Here is a 15068-nt window from a genome sequence, read left to right as displayed (position 1 = left end):
TAAAATTATAAAGAACTTAGTTTTTCAGTTTATTTCAGTTGTTCAATTTTTAAAAGAATCTCTTTATTGCTCAATCCACCTGCAAAACCCACCAATTTACCGCTTGAACCAATCACCCGATGGCACGGCGCAATAATGGAAATTGGATTTTTACTATTGGCTGCTCCCACGGCACGTACCGCTTTGGGATTGCCCAATTGTTCTGCAATGTCTTTATAACTGCGGGTTTCACCAAAGGGAATATTCAACAAAGCTTGCCAAACCTGCTTTTGAAATTCTGTTCCTTCAAAATCTAAAGGCAAATCAAACTGCTGACGTGTGCCTGCAAAATATTGCATGAGCTGCTGTTGTGTTTGCAGCAAGATTGGATGATCGGGCTGTTCGACCAATTCGGCCAATCGCACGCGTTTAGGATTTTCATTTTCCCAGAGTACCGCAACCAGCGCGGTATCATGCGCAACTAATTTTAACTGTCCAACAGGAGAAGCCATATACATAAATGCAAGTTTCATTGTCTGCTCCTGCGATATTGAGAAATAAAAATAAGACTGATTATGAAGATGAAAGCTTCATTAATACAAGACCTGAAATAATTAAGATGGCGGCAAGCATCCGCATAGCTGTCGCAGGCTCACCTAAAATAAAAATACCCACCCAAAAGGAACCGATTGCACCTATTCCCGTCCAAATCGTATATGCCGTACCCAAGGGTAAAGTGCGCATCGCATATGCCAATAATGCAAAGCTTAAGATCATAAAAATGAGGGTGATAATACTCGGACCTATTCGGGTAAAGCCCTCTGACAGCTTCATGGAATATGCCCACACGATTTCAAAAATACCCGCAAAAATAAGTACAATCCAAGCCATGACGACCTCCAAATTTAAATCAAAAATCAGGTCGTCCTGAGGAATTTTCTTGGTGCATCTTTAAAGTTTAAGCACCAAGGGAGGTCGTTCCTCCTTATAATTACGCTCAATTATACTCAATACTGCGCTTTTATGGTGCGAAACTACAATGCAATAACATTAAATACACCGATAAAAAATAAGGCTTTAAAACCGAAGTTTTAAAGCCTTATGAATTTATTAAACTGAATAAAATGTGAGTAAACTCAGATCTTAGAACTTGAAACGAATGCCTGCACCATAAAGCCAGCCTTTTTCAGAGCCACTCTCGGCCTGCCAAGGTGTAGCATCGTTACCTTTTGAATATTCATACGCAATGTCGATATAAGGCATCACCCTTTTATTCATTTCATAACGCGTTTCCAAACCTGCTGTGACACCACTCAAGCCTGTTTTTTTGGCATATTTAGAATCATCACTAAACACAAGTTCTACATCTAAATAGGGTTTAAAAATCAGCTTTTGTGTCAGCAACAAATCTCGCTCTGTTTCGAGACTAAAGCCTGAATAATGATCTTCACCTGCATATAAATAGGCATCTGTTTCAAAGAAATACGGCGCCAAACCATGTAAACCAATTACGGCATCCCATTTTTCTTCCGTATCTTTACGATGCTGATCTAACTCGACTTTTTCGACACGGTAACGTGTACCCATTTGCACATCCCAAAAGTCTGAAATCATTCGGCTATAAAGTGCCTTCACCTCATATTCAGCCGCATGTGATTCCTGCTTATCTAAGTGCGCTTTAATAAAAAGTTTATTTTCATCTGTACCAATACGGGTTTCAAACTCAGATTTTAAAGTGCCTGTTCCCCCTTCATCAATCAACCACTTATTATCAAAAGTATTGACCATATAAACCTGTGCACCGTGTTCTGCCCGATGATCATGTACTTGATGATCGGTTTCAGATGACAAAGATTCAGCTTGAATTTGTTGACGATGTGAATGCTCTGTTAATTGCGACGCTTGTACTGGTTTGACCGAATCAGGAACGGAAGTCATATTAGAAGATGCCATCGGTTGCATACTGGAATGATCCATATTCTGCATCTCTTGCTGCATTTCAGAATGGTCCATTTCAACCTGCTGACCCTGTGATTCGCTTTGCTGTTGATGCACGGTATGGTCTTGCTGTGCTTGCGCTAAAGTCAACTGACTCAGCAACAACAAAGAACCTGCCAGAACAGTCTGTGGAAATAAATTAATGCTGCGCATGTTGATCTCCCTGCTGTTCAGTGTTGGTTTGTTTCTTTTGAGTATCGCGAGATTGTTTTTGTGCAGAGGGTTCTTTTGAACTAACGGGCATTGTCATCTGCTGCATATTGGCATGATCCATATGCTGCATCTTGTGCTGCATTTTAGAGTGATCCATCTGATGATCTTCTGATTCAGTCATGGACTGATGTACAGTATGTACCTGTTGTTCCTGTGCAAAAGCCACTTGGCTCAATAATAATGAACTAAGGAGAACCATTTTCGGTAATAAATTAGTGATGTGCATGTTGCTCTCCTTGTTGTTCTGTACTTGAGTTTTCGGCTTTAGATTGGCTCGCTTTGGATATCGGTGTGGTTGATACTTTCCCGTCTGTCACATTGGCAACAATTAATTTATTCATCATGCCTGCACCCATGTGATACAGCAAATGACAGTGAATCGCCCATTCACCGAGCTCATCCGCAGTTAATAATGCCGTCACAGTTTTTGCAGGTGGAACCACAATGGTATGTTTATTTGGCATATCAACTGCTGCTTGCCCATTTTCTAATTGCATAAACATGCCATGTAAATGCATCGGGTGCGCCATCATGCTGTCATTAATAAATTTAATGCGAATACGTTCGCCATACTTCACTTTCAAAGGCTCAGCATCACTAAACTTTTTCCCGTTGATGGTCCATATATAGCGTTCCATGGTGCCGCCTAAACGAATCACCAGTTCACTACTGGCTTCACGGGTATCTGGTTGTGGGGTTAATGATTTTAAATCACTATATTGCAAGGCCTTATCACCTGCGGGCGTAGAAGCATTTGCCCAACCTTCAACCACAGTATTCTTCAGAGTCGATGTCATCTGTTGATGCTGTGAATGATCCGTACCCTGCATCTCAGCATGATTCATCATTGAATGATCCATACCTTGCATCTCTGCATGATTCATCGTTGAATGATCCATACCTTGCATCTCTGCATGATTCATTTTCGAGTGATCCATACCCTGCATTTCTGCGTGGTTCATCTTCGAATGATCCATACCCTGCATTTCTGCGTGGTTCATCTTCGAGTGATCCATACCTTGCATCTCTGCATGATTCATCGTTGAATGATCCATACTAGAAGATTGATCACCACTGCCATGTCCCATATCTGCCATATTCAACAAGGCACGCGGTCGAGCTTGTGGCATCTGTATAGCAGGCTTCACAGGAGCTAGTTCATTCTGCAAAGTGGCAATGGCAAAACCAGAACGATCAATAGATTCTGCTTCAATCTGATAATTCGCTTGTTTTGGCTCAACAATCACATCGTAGGTTTCGGCCGTTCCAATCCGAAATTCATCGACATTCACTGGCTGTACAGGTTGACCATCCGCACTGACAACTGTCATTTTTAAATTTGGAATCCGCACATCAAAAAAAGACATGGCTGAAGCATTAATGAAGCGTAAACGGACTTTTTCATTCGGCTTAAACAGCCCAGTCCAGTTTTGTTCAGGCGTTTTACCATTGACCAAAAAGGTATAACCCGTCACATCGGACAGATCTGTTTTCAGCATCCGCATCTGGTTCCACATGGAACGGTCAGACCATGTAGCTTTGAGTCCATCACGCTGAACTTGTTGCCAAACACTACGCAAAGTTTCACGTTGGTTCTGATAATATTCAGCGGAGATTTTTAAGTTCTTTTGGATTTGATCGCTTTTTTGTTCATGAAAATCTGACAACATGACCACATAATCACGTTCAGCTTTTTCATGTGCTGCTAAAGGCTGTTTATTTTTCGGATAAATGACCAAAGCGCCATATAAACCATCTTGTTCCTGCCCTTTGGAATGAGCGTGATACCAATAAGTCCCATTTTGGCGAACCTTAAAACGGTACACAAAATCTTCATTGGGTTTAATGCCTTTAAACCCATTAAAACCAGGCACACCATCCATCAAACCTGGCAACAATAAACCATGCCAATGTAAAGATGAATCCTGATTTTTTAAATTGTTATGTACGTGAATAACCGCATCGTCACCTTCTTCAAATTCAAGCAAGGGTGCGGGAAACTGACCATTCACGGTAATACGTTTTAGTGGCTTACCAGTTACATTGACCATCCCTTCATCAATGGTCAAATGATATTCCTTGACTGCGGCAAGGGTCCATGATGATGAAAATACACATAGCCCAATCAAGAGGCTTTGACGAAATAAAATAGACATGACTTAACCTTTATTCGAAATTAATAAAAATTCTGTTTTCTGAATAAAGTTAAGCTTTGGGAGGGCGTAAAATTTCTTGCCAATAACCAATTAAATGCTGAGCCGTATAACGGCTATGTAGATTGGTTAATGTCTCTGCATGAAAATATTGAAGTGGATCAGTAACAGCAGTATCAAGCCAGACGCTTAAGGTCTGGCAATGTAATTGAGCACAATCAGCACATTGTTTCACTTGAATTGTGCTACTTAAATGGCTTTCACAATCACTGTTCTTCTGTATATCTGAATGTAGTGCATGTTGTTGATGTGGTTTAACTGATTCTGCTCTATGACAATCAGGCTGTTTCTTTTGCACAGTTTGGTGTTGGCTATGTAGAAGCTCGGCATTCACCATACTCTGTTGCTGCAACTGCTGTTGTAACATTTGGGCGTGCATTGGCATTGCTGATGCATAGACAAGACTACTCCACCCCATGGCAAAAACCATGAAGCACACAAACCAAGACTGTCTGCGGAGATTCGTCAACACCTTAATCATCCTAGATTGAGAGATAGAAGGTCATTACAGCAAAATGCATCTATACAGCATACCCAACAAATCAGTTAGACACAATTTTTTCTCATTTTTCGCTCATGCTTCATCTTGCGTTGATAAAAAAATTTACTCATATTTACTATTTTTTAATCTGTATAACTTTTAAGCTGAGCTGAATAAAGCAGCTATTTTTTCAAACCTTAATTACAATAAAAAAGAGCACAAATGTGCTCTTTTTATACATATAAAGTCTAATCGATAAACACTTGATGCAAAATTGTTTATTGTTTAAACGAGATATCCATATAGTTATCTACATAGATATCTACAAGCTTACCCACAAAGTTATCCACAACCTGCACAAATTTTAGTTCTAAGCGTTAAACTGTGACTGAACCTACTTTCGAAAGTTCATCACGCATTTCATCAATTACAGCTTTATAATCAGGTTTTCCAAAAATAGCTGAACCCGCAACGAACATATCTGCACCCGCTTCTGCAATTTCACGAATGTTGGCTGGGCCAACACCACCGTCAACTTCTAAACGAATGTCACGACCTGAAGCATCAATAATCTTGCGTGCCTGACGTAATTTTTCCAAGGTCATTGGAATAAATTTTTGTCCGCCAAAACCAGGGTTAACACTCATCAATAGAATTTGATCGACTTTATCTAATACATAATCCAAATAATGTAATGGTGTTGCAGGGTTAAAGACTAGACCTGCTTTCGCACCACCCGCTTTAATCAACTGTAAAGAACGATCAATATGATCTGTGGCTTCTGGATGGAAAGTAATGATATCGGCCCCTGCTTCCAAGAAATCGCCAATCATACGATCCACTGGAGACACCATTAAATGCACATCGATTGGAGCTTTAATGCCATAGTTTTTTAATGCCTTACATACCCCTGCACCAAAAGTAAGATTCGGTACATAATGATTATCCATTACATCAAAATGCACCACGTCAGCACCTGCCTCTAATACTTTTTCAACATCTTCACCTAGACGTGCAAAATCAGCAGATAAAATTGAAGGTGCGATTAAATAAGGCTTAGACATGGATCAACCTGAGAGTTCATGAATTTAATGCCGATATTATAGCAAACTGCGACCAAGGTCTGTGACATTTCATTTTTGCAACGTTGCGTTGCAATGGACTACTGTTCAAGCACAGCAAATTTGTTATGGTAAAGCTCCAACATCATGGTCGAAAAAAATGAAAAGTAGCAGTCAAATTGCCACATTAGAATCTGCCCGTATCGCTAAGCGCTTATATAATCACTGGAAACATAAATTTGAAGTGAAAGAATCTGAGCAACAATTTGAGATTATCATGCCTGAAGCTCAGGTTAGCCTTATCCCGCATGCAGAATATTTAGCGGTTGAAATTACTGCATCCGTAGACAAAATGGATCACTTGGAAAAAGTTGTGCTGGATCATTTAAGCCGTATGGCACAGCAAGAATTCGAAGCAGAATGGCAGCGGAGTTAAACTCCGCCCGTTTGGAAAAGTTAGTTAAGATTCAAGTTGGACGGCATGGAATTGAAGATGATCATCCATAAAACTTTGAATAAAATAATAACCATGATCATAGCCCGCATGTTCACGCAGGGTCAAAGTTTGCCCGACTTGCACACAGACTTGTTGGAATAATGCAGGATTCAACTGGCTATAAAATTGATCATCCAAACCTTGATCAATCAAAATTTCATTAAATAAAGTGCCTTTTTCGCCCACTAATGCGACGGCATCATGCTGCGCCCAAAGTGCTTGGTCGTTACCTAAATAGGTAGAAAATGCTTTTTCTCCCCAAAGACATTGAGTCGGTGCACAAATAGGTGCGAATGCTGACACTGATTTAAATTTGTCAGGATATTTAAATGCTAAAGTTAATGCGCCGTGCCCACCCATCGAATGGCCAAAAATACCAACACGGTTTTGCTGAACTGGGAATTGTTGCAACACTAATTCATAAAGCTCATGAACAATAAAGCTTTCCATTTGATAATGTTCAGCCCATGGCGCCTGCGTCGCATTAATATAAAAACCTGCACCTTGACCAATATCCCAATGATCACCTTGTGCGACGTAATCACCACGCGGTGAAGTGTCAGGCATAATCAGAATCAAACCTAATTGTGCTGCCATACCTTGAGCATGCGCTTTAATGGCAAAAGTTTCTTCAGTACAAGTTAAACCCGCAAGATAAAATAAGGCAGGACAAGCCTCTCCCTCTAATGCTTGTGGAGGTAAATATACGGCAAAACGGCTATCGCCTTTTAGGGTTTTGGAATTAAAACGATAAATGCGTTGCTCACCATCAAAACAGCGATTTTTTTGTAATAATTCCATCTTGAGTTCCTTTTAAGGTGTATGCGCAACCGCTTGCGCTTGAACTGGTGGTGTCGTTGTTGTCGGTGGGAACAGACGTTGCTCTAATTGTGGCAGCATCAATTCCATATTTTTACCAATCGACCATTGTGGTTCAGAAGGATCAAAGCCCTGTGCAGTTTCCCATTGCGCGACAGTATCTTTGGCTTGTGCAAAAGCATCTTTCATCGAATGTTGTTCACGCATGGCCTGATCAAAGAAAGCACGACCAAAATAAGTATAATCCGCTTCATTCGAGCAACCAAATGAAGCTCGATCAGCTGCGGAAGCCGTAATAATCAAGGTATTATCATTCTGTAATGCCGAGACAAAACTGCCTGAATAGCACGCTGAAATCACAATGACGCGCCAACGGATGCCCGAACGGTCTAACGCATCTCTTAACCATTTTGGATCGACTTGTGCCAAATCAAGTGGCGCATTTTCCATTTCAAATTCATTCTGTAAACCATGCGAAGTCATATAAAGGAAAAGCACATCACTTTCACGGTTCATCTGCTGTCCAATACGCTTGAATGCCAGCTCCATACTGGTTCGTGAAGCAATTGGAATTTCAGTCCGTGTCGCAGGATTGTTCACCAAAATCATGGATCGACCAAAGGTCCCAAAACGTGTATCGAATTGTTCACGAATGCGTTTTACCTCAGACATAAAGACGTCTTGGTAACTGGCGCCTGCCACCCCTAGGAAGTACCAATGTGACTGAGCAAATTCACCATATTCAATCGCTTGCAGGTTTTTATTCAGTAACCGACTTTGTGCGTAAAAGGCATCTTCTGCAAAAGTTGGCGGGACATCTTCCACTTTCCAAATTGGTTGGCTTTTCACTGACATCTGCCACACCACCAAAGTAAATAGTGTTGCTAACATAATCAGCGCACGTTCCCACCATGGCCATTTTAACTCACGGGCGAACACCCAAACCACCGCCAGACTTTGCCAGACAAACAGCACCATAAAAATGGTCGGCAAATAATCATAAAAAGCATAAGGCAAGATATCAATCATGCCCAAATATTGGATAAAACTTTGTAGCAGTGCGATATGGGTATCTAAAACCAACCACAATAAAGCTGGAACCAACATTAAACGTGGATTATTTACCCGCTGGGATAAAAAAATACCAACAATCAGCGCAATGAAAGGCCATAGCGCATAACTGACCAAACCTTGAGAGTTAAACTCACCGACTTCGCCCGCACTGAGCCAACTAAATAAGGTATTGGCACAACCGCCTAATATCCCCCAGAAAATCAACTGTAAAATTGAAGGATGGACAATTTGTAATGCACGTTGTGAACCCAAAAACAGCCACAATCCCGCCATTTGGTTGCTTTTAAAATCGTGCCAAAAATTAATGGAGGGCTTAAAATCAATCTTCATAAGGTTTTCAGGTGGCTAGTGCTACTCGCTTTATTGCATAGCTAGTTTATGCTTGATCGGTTTTTTATCAATATTATTTTTAACTATATAACAAATCTTTGCCCAATATTGAAGCAATTATCCTAAGGTCTGATAATCAAGCTGAAAGTAGGCATCAAAACGGCAAGCATCCCCATGCCATTGCGTATCGGGTTGCTGGTCATTCAAAAATACCGCCAAACGAGGCCGTTTCACTACTACACGTTTTGCAATCTGTTGAGCCAGAGGCAACAGTTGGTCCCCCAAATCCATTTCGCCATGCTCTGGCAGCAGTAAATGCAACAATTGCATCTGCTTTTTGACCTGAGCTTGCTTTTTAATGGCTTGTTGATTCTGATCACGTTGCGGGAACATTGGATCTAAATACACCACATCACTGTAGTATGGCTGCACAGCACATTGTTTTAAATAATCGGCAGAGTCGGCAAAGACCAAATGAATTCGCGCTGCGATCGGGGCAAGATAAGAATCGGTCAATGCTTGTCGCTGAGTGTCTTCTAGTAGGGTAAATAAAATCGGGTGGCGTTCTACCAAAGTAACCGTTGCACCTAGTGCCGCCAACAATAAACTGTCATGTCCTAAGCCCGCAGTCGCATCAATTAAACGTGGTTTTTCTGCCAACTGACAAGCACGGGCAATCATTTCTGATTTTAGCGATGCACGTTTTAAACGTGGAATTTCCGCCTGCCAATCGGGCTGCATTTTCATGCCATTGGCACATAACCAAAGCCCCTGCTCATCTACGCACAATGCCAATTCAGGATTTAAACGTAAAAAACGCGCATTCAATTTTTCAATTGATTCGACCTGAATCTCAACACTACGGGATGCAAGCACAGCCGCATAGTGCTGTGCCTGAACTTGAAACTGAGGTTCTGTAAATAAATGCATTACCAAGTGACCCAACCTGTCCACCAAGTTGCCAAAATAAATAAACCAAAGCCAATACGGTAATACGCAAATGCAGTAAAGTCGTGTTTAGACACATAACGAATCAAGGCGCGGATGACGATAAGTGCAGAGATAAATGCCACAATAATTCCGACAGCCAGAACAGCCATATCATTACTGTGCAAATCAGCACGCATTTTATACATATCCAGTAAGCCTGCACCCATTAACACAGGAATACCAAGGAAGAAAGAGAATTCCGCTGCTGCTTTACGCGATACGCCTAAAAATAAAGAGCCAATAATGGTTGAACCTGAACGTGAAGTCCCTGGGAACAAGGCTAAACATTGAATTAAACCAATCAAAGTCGCTTGTTTATAAGTTAAGTCATCAACTTCCTGAGTTTGAATGCTGTGCGGACGGCGTTCAGCCCATAAAATAATGAAACCACCGACAATTAAAGCAATCGCAACGGTAATCGCATTAAATAAATAAGCTTTAATAACATCGCCAAAGGTTAAGCCCACAATCACAATCGGTATAGAGGCAATAATTAAGTTAATGCTTAAACGGCGACCTTGTTCTTGACCTTTTAGACCACCAATTAAAGCGCCCCAAAGTTTACCCCAGTATTCATAAATTACGGCTGCAATCGCACCAATCTGTACGGCAACTGCAAACATATCTCTTTTTTCAATCGACCAGAAATCTAAAAGTTGACCTGCTAAAATTAAGTGCCCTGTACTTGAAATTGGTAGAAATTCAGTAATCCCTTCTACCAAGCCCATTATGGCCGCTTTAAATAATAATAAAAGATCCATATCTAACCTTAAGTTGCTTTAATTTGTTCTGGAATTTTTTTCCATGCATTATCACGTAAATACACTGGAAGAGCTTCTTCTGCCTTGACCCATTGTGCATTGAGCGCCGCTGCACGTGCAATTTGAGCAATATCTTGTGCCGTTGCGACCACATCTTTAAATTCTAAAGCATCAGGCTGAATTAAAGCTGAACCTGAACCCACCAAAGTAAATTGAGTGATGCTGGCAGCCTGTTGATAATCTAATAATTGTTCTTCATCAACCGCTTGCATAATGCCTTGATCGTTCAGTTGAAAACTCGCGATATACACTTCATTCATACGTGCATCAAGTACTGCAGTCACAGCCGTCAAACCGTGTAGACGATGAGCAGCTTGCGCTAAAGCTTGTAAAGTTGATACAGGAATCACAGGTAAATCATGTGACCAAGCGAGTGCTTGCGTGACAGCGGCGTTAATGCGCACACCGCTGAATGAACCTGGACCACGACTAAAAGCAATCGCTGTTAAATCTTCTGTCATTACACCTAATTGAGCATAGCCCTGCTCAATCATTGGTAAAATGGTTTGCGTTTGAGCCTTTGCACGCGTATCTAATTGGAAAAACAGCTCTTGATTTTCATCTACGATAGAAACAGAACATTGTTCATTGGCTGTTTCTAATGCCAGCAATTTCATGCTCAACCTTGCTTCAACTTTATCTTAAAAAACGAGGGCTATCATACTCTACTCAATTCTTGGACGCGAGAATTTCCCTATTTAGATACAAAAAAACCAAGCATCGGCTTGGTTTAAAAAACAATGCTTTTGTTAGAACTCAAAAACTTCCAGTTGGGTAAATTTCTTATAATGTTCAGCATAATGCAAAGCACTGAGTTTTAATTTCGCTTCAACATCAGCATCCAGTGTCTTCACCACTTTACCAGGTGACCCCATCACCAAAGAGTTATCAGGAATCACCTTTCCTTCCGGAATCAAGGCATTTGCTCCAATAATACAATTTTTTCCAATCACTGCATTGTTCAAAATCACCGCGTTAATGCCAATTAAAGAATTATCACCCACCGTACAGCCATGTAGCATGGCTTGATGTCCAATAGTCACGTAATTTCCAATGTGCATTGGAATACCCGCATCGGTATGCAAGACCGCATTTTCCTGTACATTGGTAAAATCGCCCAAGTGAATACGACTGTTATCTGCGCGAATAACTGCCCCAAACCAAACACTGACCTGTTGTCCTAATTCAACTTGGCCAATTACGGTTGCATTGTCTGCCACCCAACCATCAAAAGGAACATGCATGGCTTTAGGCGCATGTCCAGCAAATTTGTACATCATGTTCAATTACGTCCTTTTGTTTTGAGTAATGCCTGCTGGGCATAGAATAATGGCGAATTTAATAAAAAAGGCCATTCTTTTTGATAATTCAATCCATATTGAAACAGTGAAATGAGCATCCTTGCCGTGAGCCCCCAGACAATTTCATCTTCAACCCGCATACTGGGAAAATACAAAGACTGTTGTGCATAACGGACTTCATGTGGCGTTGGCGGTGCTTCCATCAAATTTTGTAGAGAAGCAAAAAATATTCGATCAATTTCTGAAGGCTGAGCTATCAGCTCAACCTGAGGTGGAATAAGCCCAACAATCGGTTTGACCAACATACCATTACGGGCTTTTTGCATAGGTAAATCCCCAAGCAAGCGCACATCAAACGGGTTTAAAGCCGTTTCTTCTTGCGCTTCTCTTAGCGCGACCACAATATTACTGGTGTCTTGCGGGTCTCTTTTGCCCCCAGGAAAAGAAACTTCTCCTGCGTGATTAGACAAATACACCGAACGGCGGGTTAAGAGTACTTTTGGGTCAGCTTCATCAGTAATCGCAATTAACACAGCAGCTTCAGCTTCTCGCTTACGGGTCGAAAATCTTAAATGCTGTTGTAATATATGTGTTAATGAACGATTATCCATATCACTCACCTCTATTCTTCTTCATTTCATCATAGCTGAATTTTGATCGGATTGGAGAGAATAGATGTCAAACTTGTTTTTTTCAGTTATGCTGAGTGGCAACTTTATCATTGACGATGAATATGAACTTCTGCGGAAATTGTGGACATAAAACGACTGAAAAAATTCCACTTGGCGATCATCAATTACGTCGCGTTTGTACAGAATGTGGTCATATTCATTATGTAAATCCCAAAGTCATTTGTGGCGCTTTGGCACTCTGGGACAATAAAGTCTTGCTTTGCCGCCGTGCCATTGAACCACGTTATGGTTTGTGGACCTTACCCGCAGGTTACATGGAACTGTTTGAAACCATGGAACAGGGTGCTGCACGTGAAACTCGTGAAGAAGCACAAGCAGAAGTCGAAATTGAGCAACTTTACTGCATGTACAATATTCCGCGTATCGGGCAAATTTATGTGTTGTTTAAAGCCCAACTGGTCGATGGAACTTTTGGTGCAGGTGAAGAAAGTATTGAATGTCGCCTGTTTGAAGAACATGAAATTCCATGGACAGAATTAGCATTCCCAAGTGTAGAACAAACACTTAAGCACTATTTTGCCGATCGAAAAACCAATCAGTTTATTACACATTTAGAAACCTTAGGTACACGCTTAGACCATACTGGCTAAACCAGCTTAATGCATTGATAAAAACAAAAGCCGATTCGTTTGAATCGGCTTTTTTATTCAGAATCTCGAGATTTAGCTTTTGGCTTTAACGCTATAGCAAGGCGCCAAACTCATTTCTAAAGTTCCGCCACTTAATTTCGCTAAAGCGGTGTCATCCGTCGTTTCATCGGTATTATTGGCATTATATACTTTTTGAAAACTGGCATAACTGTTCGCCCATTTGACTACACCACCAGCAGAGTCGGTAAAGGTGATACGCCCTGTACTTCCCGTCGATGCATTTAATAAATTCTGTAAGTGAACTAAAGCACCACCCACCACGATTTTTTCACCTGTGGCAGATATTTGAATAGTTGAGTTCACGCCAATCAAAGCACCATTGACTGACTTTAATGCTTCATCGCCTAAAATCATACGAATAGAAATGGCACGATCATCAATAAATGCACGTGATGTTGTGCCTAAGCGATATTGCTGCACACCATTACTGTCTTTCAGATTACTACTCACTGTTGTATCACAGCTTCCTGTACTCATATCAGTATCGGTCGCAGCAGGCTTCATATTGGTTCGTATGTCGCCTTTCTCATCAATCACAATACCTAATTTTAGACTTGGTACACTGGTATCGGTGAATTTGAACGTTAAATCTGCATACAATGGGAAAATGTAATTTTCACCAGTTGAGACATTATTACTCGATTTAAATACTTGTTTATCTAAATAGGTAATTGGATAAACTTTAAAAAGATCTAAGGAACCTTTAAACGTATCTGAGATACCATAACGCTGTTGCCATTGTCCGAGGTCTTTCAAGTCCTCAGCAGTGACCGTAGTTTTTTGTGTCAGTAGTTTGTAGAATTTTTCCTTACCCGCAATCATATAATCGTTATACAGCTTCCCTTGATTGATAATCAGATCATCAGAATTCGGGTCATCCACACCAATATAATAATTTTGATCAATGCGTTTATTCAGCGGGTTAATCCAATGATTTTGTGGCAATGCCGTCATACGGGTGGGTTTATAGCTCCGGAGTAATTCGGCATTTACTCCGGCTATCGAAGTCAGTCCTGATTTTGCCAAACCTCTCCATTGCAAACCGCTGCCGAAGGTATAGCCTTGACGGTCCGTCAACAACATAAAATGCCCAAACAAATGTTTAGTGGTCGTGTCATTCGCAGCACAAACGTCTTTATTACAACCAGTTAAACCATCCGACCCTGTTAAACTACTCATCACACTGCCAGATGTCGAGAATAGAGAAAATTCAGGCTGATATACCGCTGCATTGCTAATATTCAATAATTGACTGACCACCGCAAAAGCTTCTGCATCTGAAATGACAGAAACATCTAACCACGGTTTAATGATGGCAGCGTACTCTCCATTCACCATCTGTTGTGCGGTTACAGAGCTGGTAATTTTATCTAAACTTTCACGGATCGAATCATTCATATACAGCGCTTGAATATCCGTTTTCGTGTTTATACTTTTTTGCTGTAAAGCCAATGCTTGAATAATTTTAACCAAGTTCATGGCTGTTTTGACTGTAGCATCACTTGGATCAAGTACAGTCGCATCACGGTTAGTCATCCCTTTAGCAATATCTAATACCGTCAAACGCGGAATTTGATCGGTACTGACCAAGGCAATATTACTGATTGGGAAAGACCCTAAAGCAATCCGTTTATCCGCTTTACCCAATAAGAACACATTGACTTTATCACTATAATTACAGGTGCCTGTGGCGACGCCATTCTTCAAATCCATTAAAGTCACAAAGGTATTTTGCGTATCACTACTACAGGAAAAATTTAAACCATCAAAAGGATAATCCAGTGCGAACTGAATACAATTGCTCGCACCAGCAGTACAACTGCCATTCACCGTGCTGTTATTATTTTTCTCTGGAATAATATTGGCACTTTCCCCACCACAAGCAGTTAGTCCTGACATTAACGTTGAAAGTGCGATGGTTAATAAATATTTATTTTTCATTCCTATTAC

The 15068-nt window shown here is 40.9% G+C and carries 17 protein-coding genes; 2 read left to right on the top strand and 15 right to left on the bottom strand.

Annotated features, from left to right (window positions below; genetic code table 11):
• Positions 1 to 29: 29 nt before the first annotated feature.
• The 7 genes from C3F34_RS10085 to rpe form a co-directional block, all read right to left on the bottom strand.
• Entirely contained in the window at positions 30 to 512 is a 483-nt protein-coding gene (locus C3F34_RS10085) for a methylated-DNA--[protein]-cysteine S-methyltransferase (RefSeq protein ID WP_104441493.1), read from the bottom strand.
• Positions 513 to 552: 40 nt separating this feature from the next.
• Entirely contained in the window at positions 553 to 870 is a 318-nt protein-coding gene (locus C3F34_RS10080) for a DMT family transporter (RefSeq protein ID WP_044740829.1), read from the bottom strand.
• 252 nt (positions 871 to 1122) lie between these two features.
• A complete protein-coding gene (locus C3F34_RS10075; RefSeq protein ID WP_104441492.1) occupies positions 1123 to 2130 on the bottom strand; it encodes a copper resistance protein B in 1008 nt (335 codons plus the stop codon).
• Positions 2117 to 2416, bottom strand: a complete 300-nt coding sequence (locus C3F34_RS10070) for a hypothetical protein (protein ID WP_104441491.1) — start codon at positions 2414 to 2416, stop codon at positions 2117 to 2119. The genes C3F34_RS10075 and C3F34_RS10070 overlap by 14 nt, the downstream gene beginning before the upstream one ends.
• The gene (locus tag C3F34_RS10065; RefSeq protein ID WP_104441490.1) at positions 2403 to 4346 is read right to left on the bottom strand and encodes a multicopper oxidase domain-containing protein; all 1944 of its coding nucleotides are present in this window, start codon (positions 4344 to 4346) and stop codon (positions 2403 to 2405) included. The genes C3F34_RS10070 and C3F34_RS10065 overlap by 14 nt, the downstream gene beginning before the upstream one ends.
• 49 nt (positions 4347 to 4395) lie before the next feature.
• Positions 4396 to 4821 carry a hypothetical protein gene (locus C3F34_RS10060; RefSeq protein ID WP_104442330.1) on the bottom strand — a complete coding sequence of 142 codons (426 nt, stop codon included), beginning with the start codon at positions 4819 to 4821 and terminating at the stop codon, positions 4396 to 4398.
• Positions 4822 to 5261: 440 nt separating this feature from the next.
• Positions 5262 to 5948, bottom strand: coding sequence for a ribulose-phosphate 3-epimerase (rpe, locus tag C3F34_RS10055; RefSeq protein WP_016167302.1), 687 nt, complete (start codon positions 5946 to 5948; stop codon positions 5262 to 5264).
• A 157-nt stretch (positions 5949 to 6105) separates the two neighbouring features.
• On the opposite strand from rpe, the gene C3F34_RS10050 reads away from it, so the two are divergent.
• Positions 6106 to 6381 (top strand): DUF2218 domain-containing protein, encoded by a 276-nt coding sequence (locus tag C3F34_RS10050; RefSeq protein WP_044740852.1) that lies wholly within the window; start codon positions 6106 to 6108, stop codon positions 6379 to 6381.
• A 24-nt stretch (positions 6382 to 6405) separates the two neighbouring features.
• Here the strand turns inward: C3F34_RS10050 and fghA are convergent, their stop codons facing one another.
• From fghA to C3F34_RS10015, 7 genes are all read right to left on the bottom strand, one after another.
• Positions 6406 to 7242, bottom strand: coding sequence for an S-formylglutathione hydrolase (gene fghA, locus C3F34_RS10045; RefSeq protein WP_044740833.1), 837 nt, complete (start codon positions 7240 to 7242; stop codon positions 6406 to 6408).
• Positions 7243 to 7254: 12 nt separating this feature from the next.
• Positions 7255 to 8664 carry a C13 family peptidase gene (locus tag C3F34_RS10040; protein WP_104441489.1) on the bottom strand — a complete coding sequence of 470 codons (1410 nt, stop codon included), beginning with the start codon at positions 8662 to 8664 and terminating at the stop codon, positions 7255 to 7257.
• A gap of 117 nt (positions 8665 to 8781) precedes the next feature.
• Positions 8782 to 9594: a class I SAM-dependent methyltransferase gene (locus C3F34_RS10035; protein WP_171284964.1), complete on the bottom strand. Its 813-nt coding sequence runs from the start codon at positions 9592 to 9594 to the stop codon at positions 8782 to 8784.
• On the bottom strand, positions 9594 to 10415 hold the full coding sequence (locus C3F34_RS10030; RefSeq protein WP_016167307.1) for an undecaprenyl-diphosphate phosphatase: 822 nt from the start codon (positions 10413 to 10415) through the stop codon (positions 9594 to 9596). The genes C3F34_RS10035 and C3F34_RS10030 overlap by 1 nt, the downstream gene beginning before the upstream one ends.
• Before the next feature lie 8 nt (positions 10416 to 10423).
• Positions 10424 to 11092 carry a tRNA (adenosine(37)-N6)-threonylcarbamoyltransferase complex dimerization subunit type 1 TsaB gene (gene tsaB, locus C3F34_RS10025; RefSeq protein ID WP_104441488.1) on the bottom strand — a complete coding sequence of 223 codons (669 nt, stop codon included), beginning with the start codon at positions 11090 to 11092 and terminating at the stop codon, positions 10424 to 10426.
• 132 nt (positions 11093 to 11224) lie between these two features.
• Positions 11225 to 11755: a gamma carbonic anhydrase family protein gene (locus C3F34_RS10020; protein ID WP_044740836.1), complete on the bottom strand. Its 531-nt coding sequence runs from the start codon at positions 11753 to 11755 to the stop codon at positions 11225 to 11227.
• Between the two features lie 2 nt (positions 11756 to 11757).
• Entirely contained in the window at positions 11758 to 12387 is a 630-nt protein-coding gene (locus tag C3F34_RS10015) for an NUDIX hydrolase (protein ID WP_044740837.1), read from the bottom strand.
• 122 nt (positions 12388 to 12509) lie between these two features.
• Here C3F34_RS10015 and C3F34_RS10010 point away from each other — a divergent pair, with 122 nt between their 5' ends.
• Complete coding sequence (locus C3F34_RS10010; RefSeq protein ID WP_016167311.1) at positions 12510 to 13058, top strand: NUDIX hydrolase; 549 nt, start codon at positions 12510 to 12512, stop codon at positions 13056 to 13058.
• Between the two features lie 72 nt (positions 13059 to 13130).
• Here C3F34_RS10010 and C3F34_RS10005 read toward each other — a convergent pair whose 3' ends face one another.
• Positions 13131 to 15059, bottom strand: a complete 1929-nt coding sequence (locus C3F34_RS10005; protein WP_104441487.1) for a hypothetical protein — start codon at positions 15057 to 15059, stop codon at positions 13131 to 13133.
• Positions 15060 to 15068: the final 9 nt, after the last annotated feature.

The sequence above is a fragment of the Acinetobacter sp. ACNIH2 genome (genome assembly GCF_002934965.1).
GTDB lineage: Bacteria > Pseudomonadota > Gammaproteobacteria > Pseudomonadales > Moraxellaceae > Acinetobacter > Acinetobacter tandoii.
This window is presented reverse-complemented; position numbering and strand designations above follow the sequence as displayed.

Bases quoted from the DNA above. Each gene is read 5' to 3' on its own strand.
- fghA (WP_044740833.1), bottom strand. From the start codon at position 7,242: ATGGAATTATTACAAAAAAATCGCTGTTTTGATGGTGAGCAACGCATT.
- C3F34_RS10005 (WP_104441487.1), bottom strand. From the start codon at position 15,059: ATGAAAAATAAATATTTATTAACCATCGCACTTTCAACGTTAATGTCA.
- C3F34_RS10050 (WP_044740852.1), top strand. From the start codon at position 6,106: ATGAAAAGTAGCAGTCAAATTGCCACATTAGAATCTGCCCGTATCGCT.
- C3F34_RS10015 (WP_044740837.1), bottom strand. From the start codon at position 12,387: ATGGATAATCGTTCATTAACACATATATTACAACAGCATTTAAGATTT.
- C3F34_RS10020 (WP_044740836.1), bottom strand. From the start codon at position 11,755: ATGATGTACAAATTTGCTGGACATGCGCCTAAAGCCATGCATGTTCCT.
- rpe (WP_016167302.1), bottom strand. From the start codon at position 5,948: ATGTCTAAGCCTTATTTAATCGCACCTTCAATTTTATCTGCTGATTTT.
- C3F34_RS10070 (WP_104441491.1), bottom strand. From the start codon at position 2,416: ATGCACATCACTAATTTATTACCGAAAATGGTTCTCCTTAGTTCATTA.
- tsaB (WP_104441488.1), bottom strand. From the start codon at position 11,092: ATGAAATTGCTGGCATTAGAAACAGCCAATGAACAATGTTCTGTTTCT.
- C3F34_RS10085 (WP_104441493.1), bottom strand. From the start codon at position 512: ATGAAACTTGCATTTATGTATATGGCTTCTCCTGTTGGACAGTTAAAA.
- C3F34_RS10035 (WP_171284964.1), bottom strand. From the start codon at position 9,594: ATGCATTTATTTACAGAACCTCAGTTTCAAGTTCAGGCACAGCACTAT.
- C3F34_RS10060 (WP_104442330.1), bottom strand. From the start codon at position 4,821: ATGGGGTGGAGTAGTCTTGTCTATGCATCAGCAATGCCAATGCACGCC.
- C3F34_RS10075 (WP_104441492.1), bottom strand. From the start codon at position 2,130: ATGCGCAGCATTAATTTATTTCCACAGACTGTTCTGGCAGGTTCTTTG.
- C3F34_RS10030 (WP_016167307.1), bottom strand. From the start codon at position 10,415: ATGGATCTTTTATTATTATTTAAAGCGGCCATAATGGGCTTGGTAGAA.
- C3F34_RS10080 (WP_044740829.1), bottom strand. From the start codon at position 870: ATGGCTTGGATTGTACTTATTTTTGCGGGTATTTTTGAAATCGTGTGG.
- C3F34_RS10040 (WP_104441489.1), bottom strand. From the start codon at position 8,664: ATGAAGATTGATTTTAAGCCCTCCATTAATTTTTGGCACGATTTTAAA.
- C3F34_RS10010 (WP_016167311.1), top strand. From the start codon at position 12,510: ATGAACTTCTGCGGAAATTGTGGACATAAAACGACTGAAAAAATTCCA.
- C3F34_RS10065 (WP_104441490.1), bottom strand. From the start codon at position 4,346: ATGTCTATTTTATTTCGTCAAAGCCTCTTGATTGGGCTATGTGTATTT.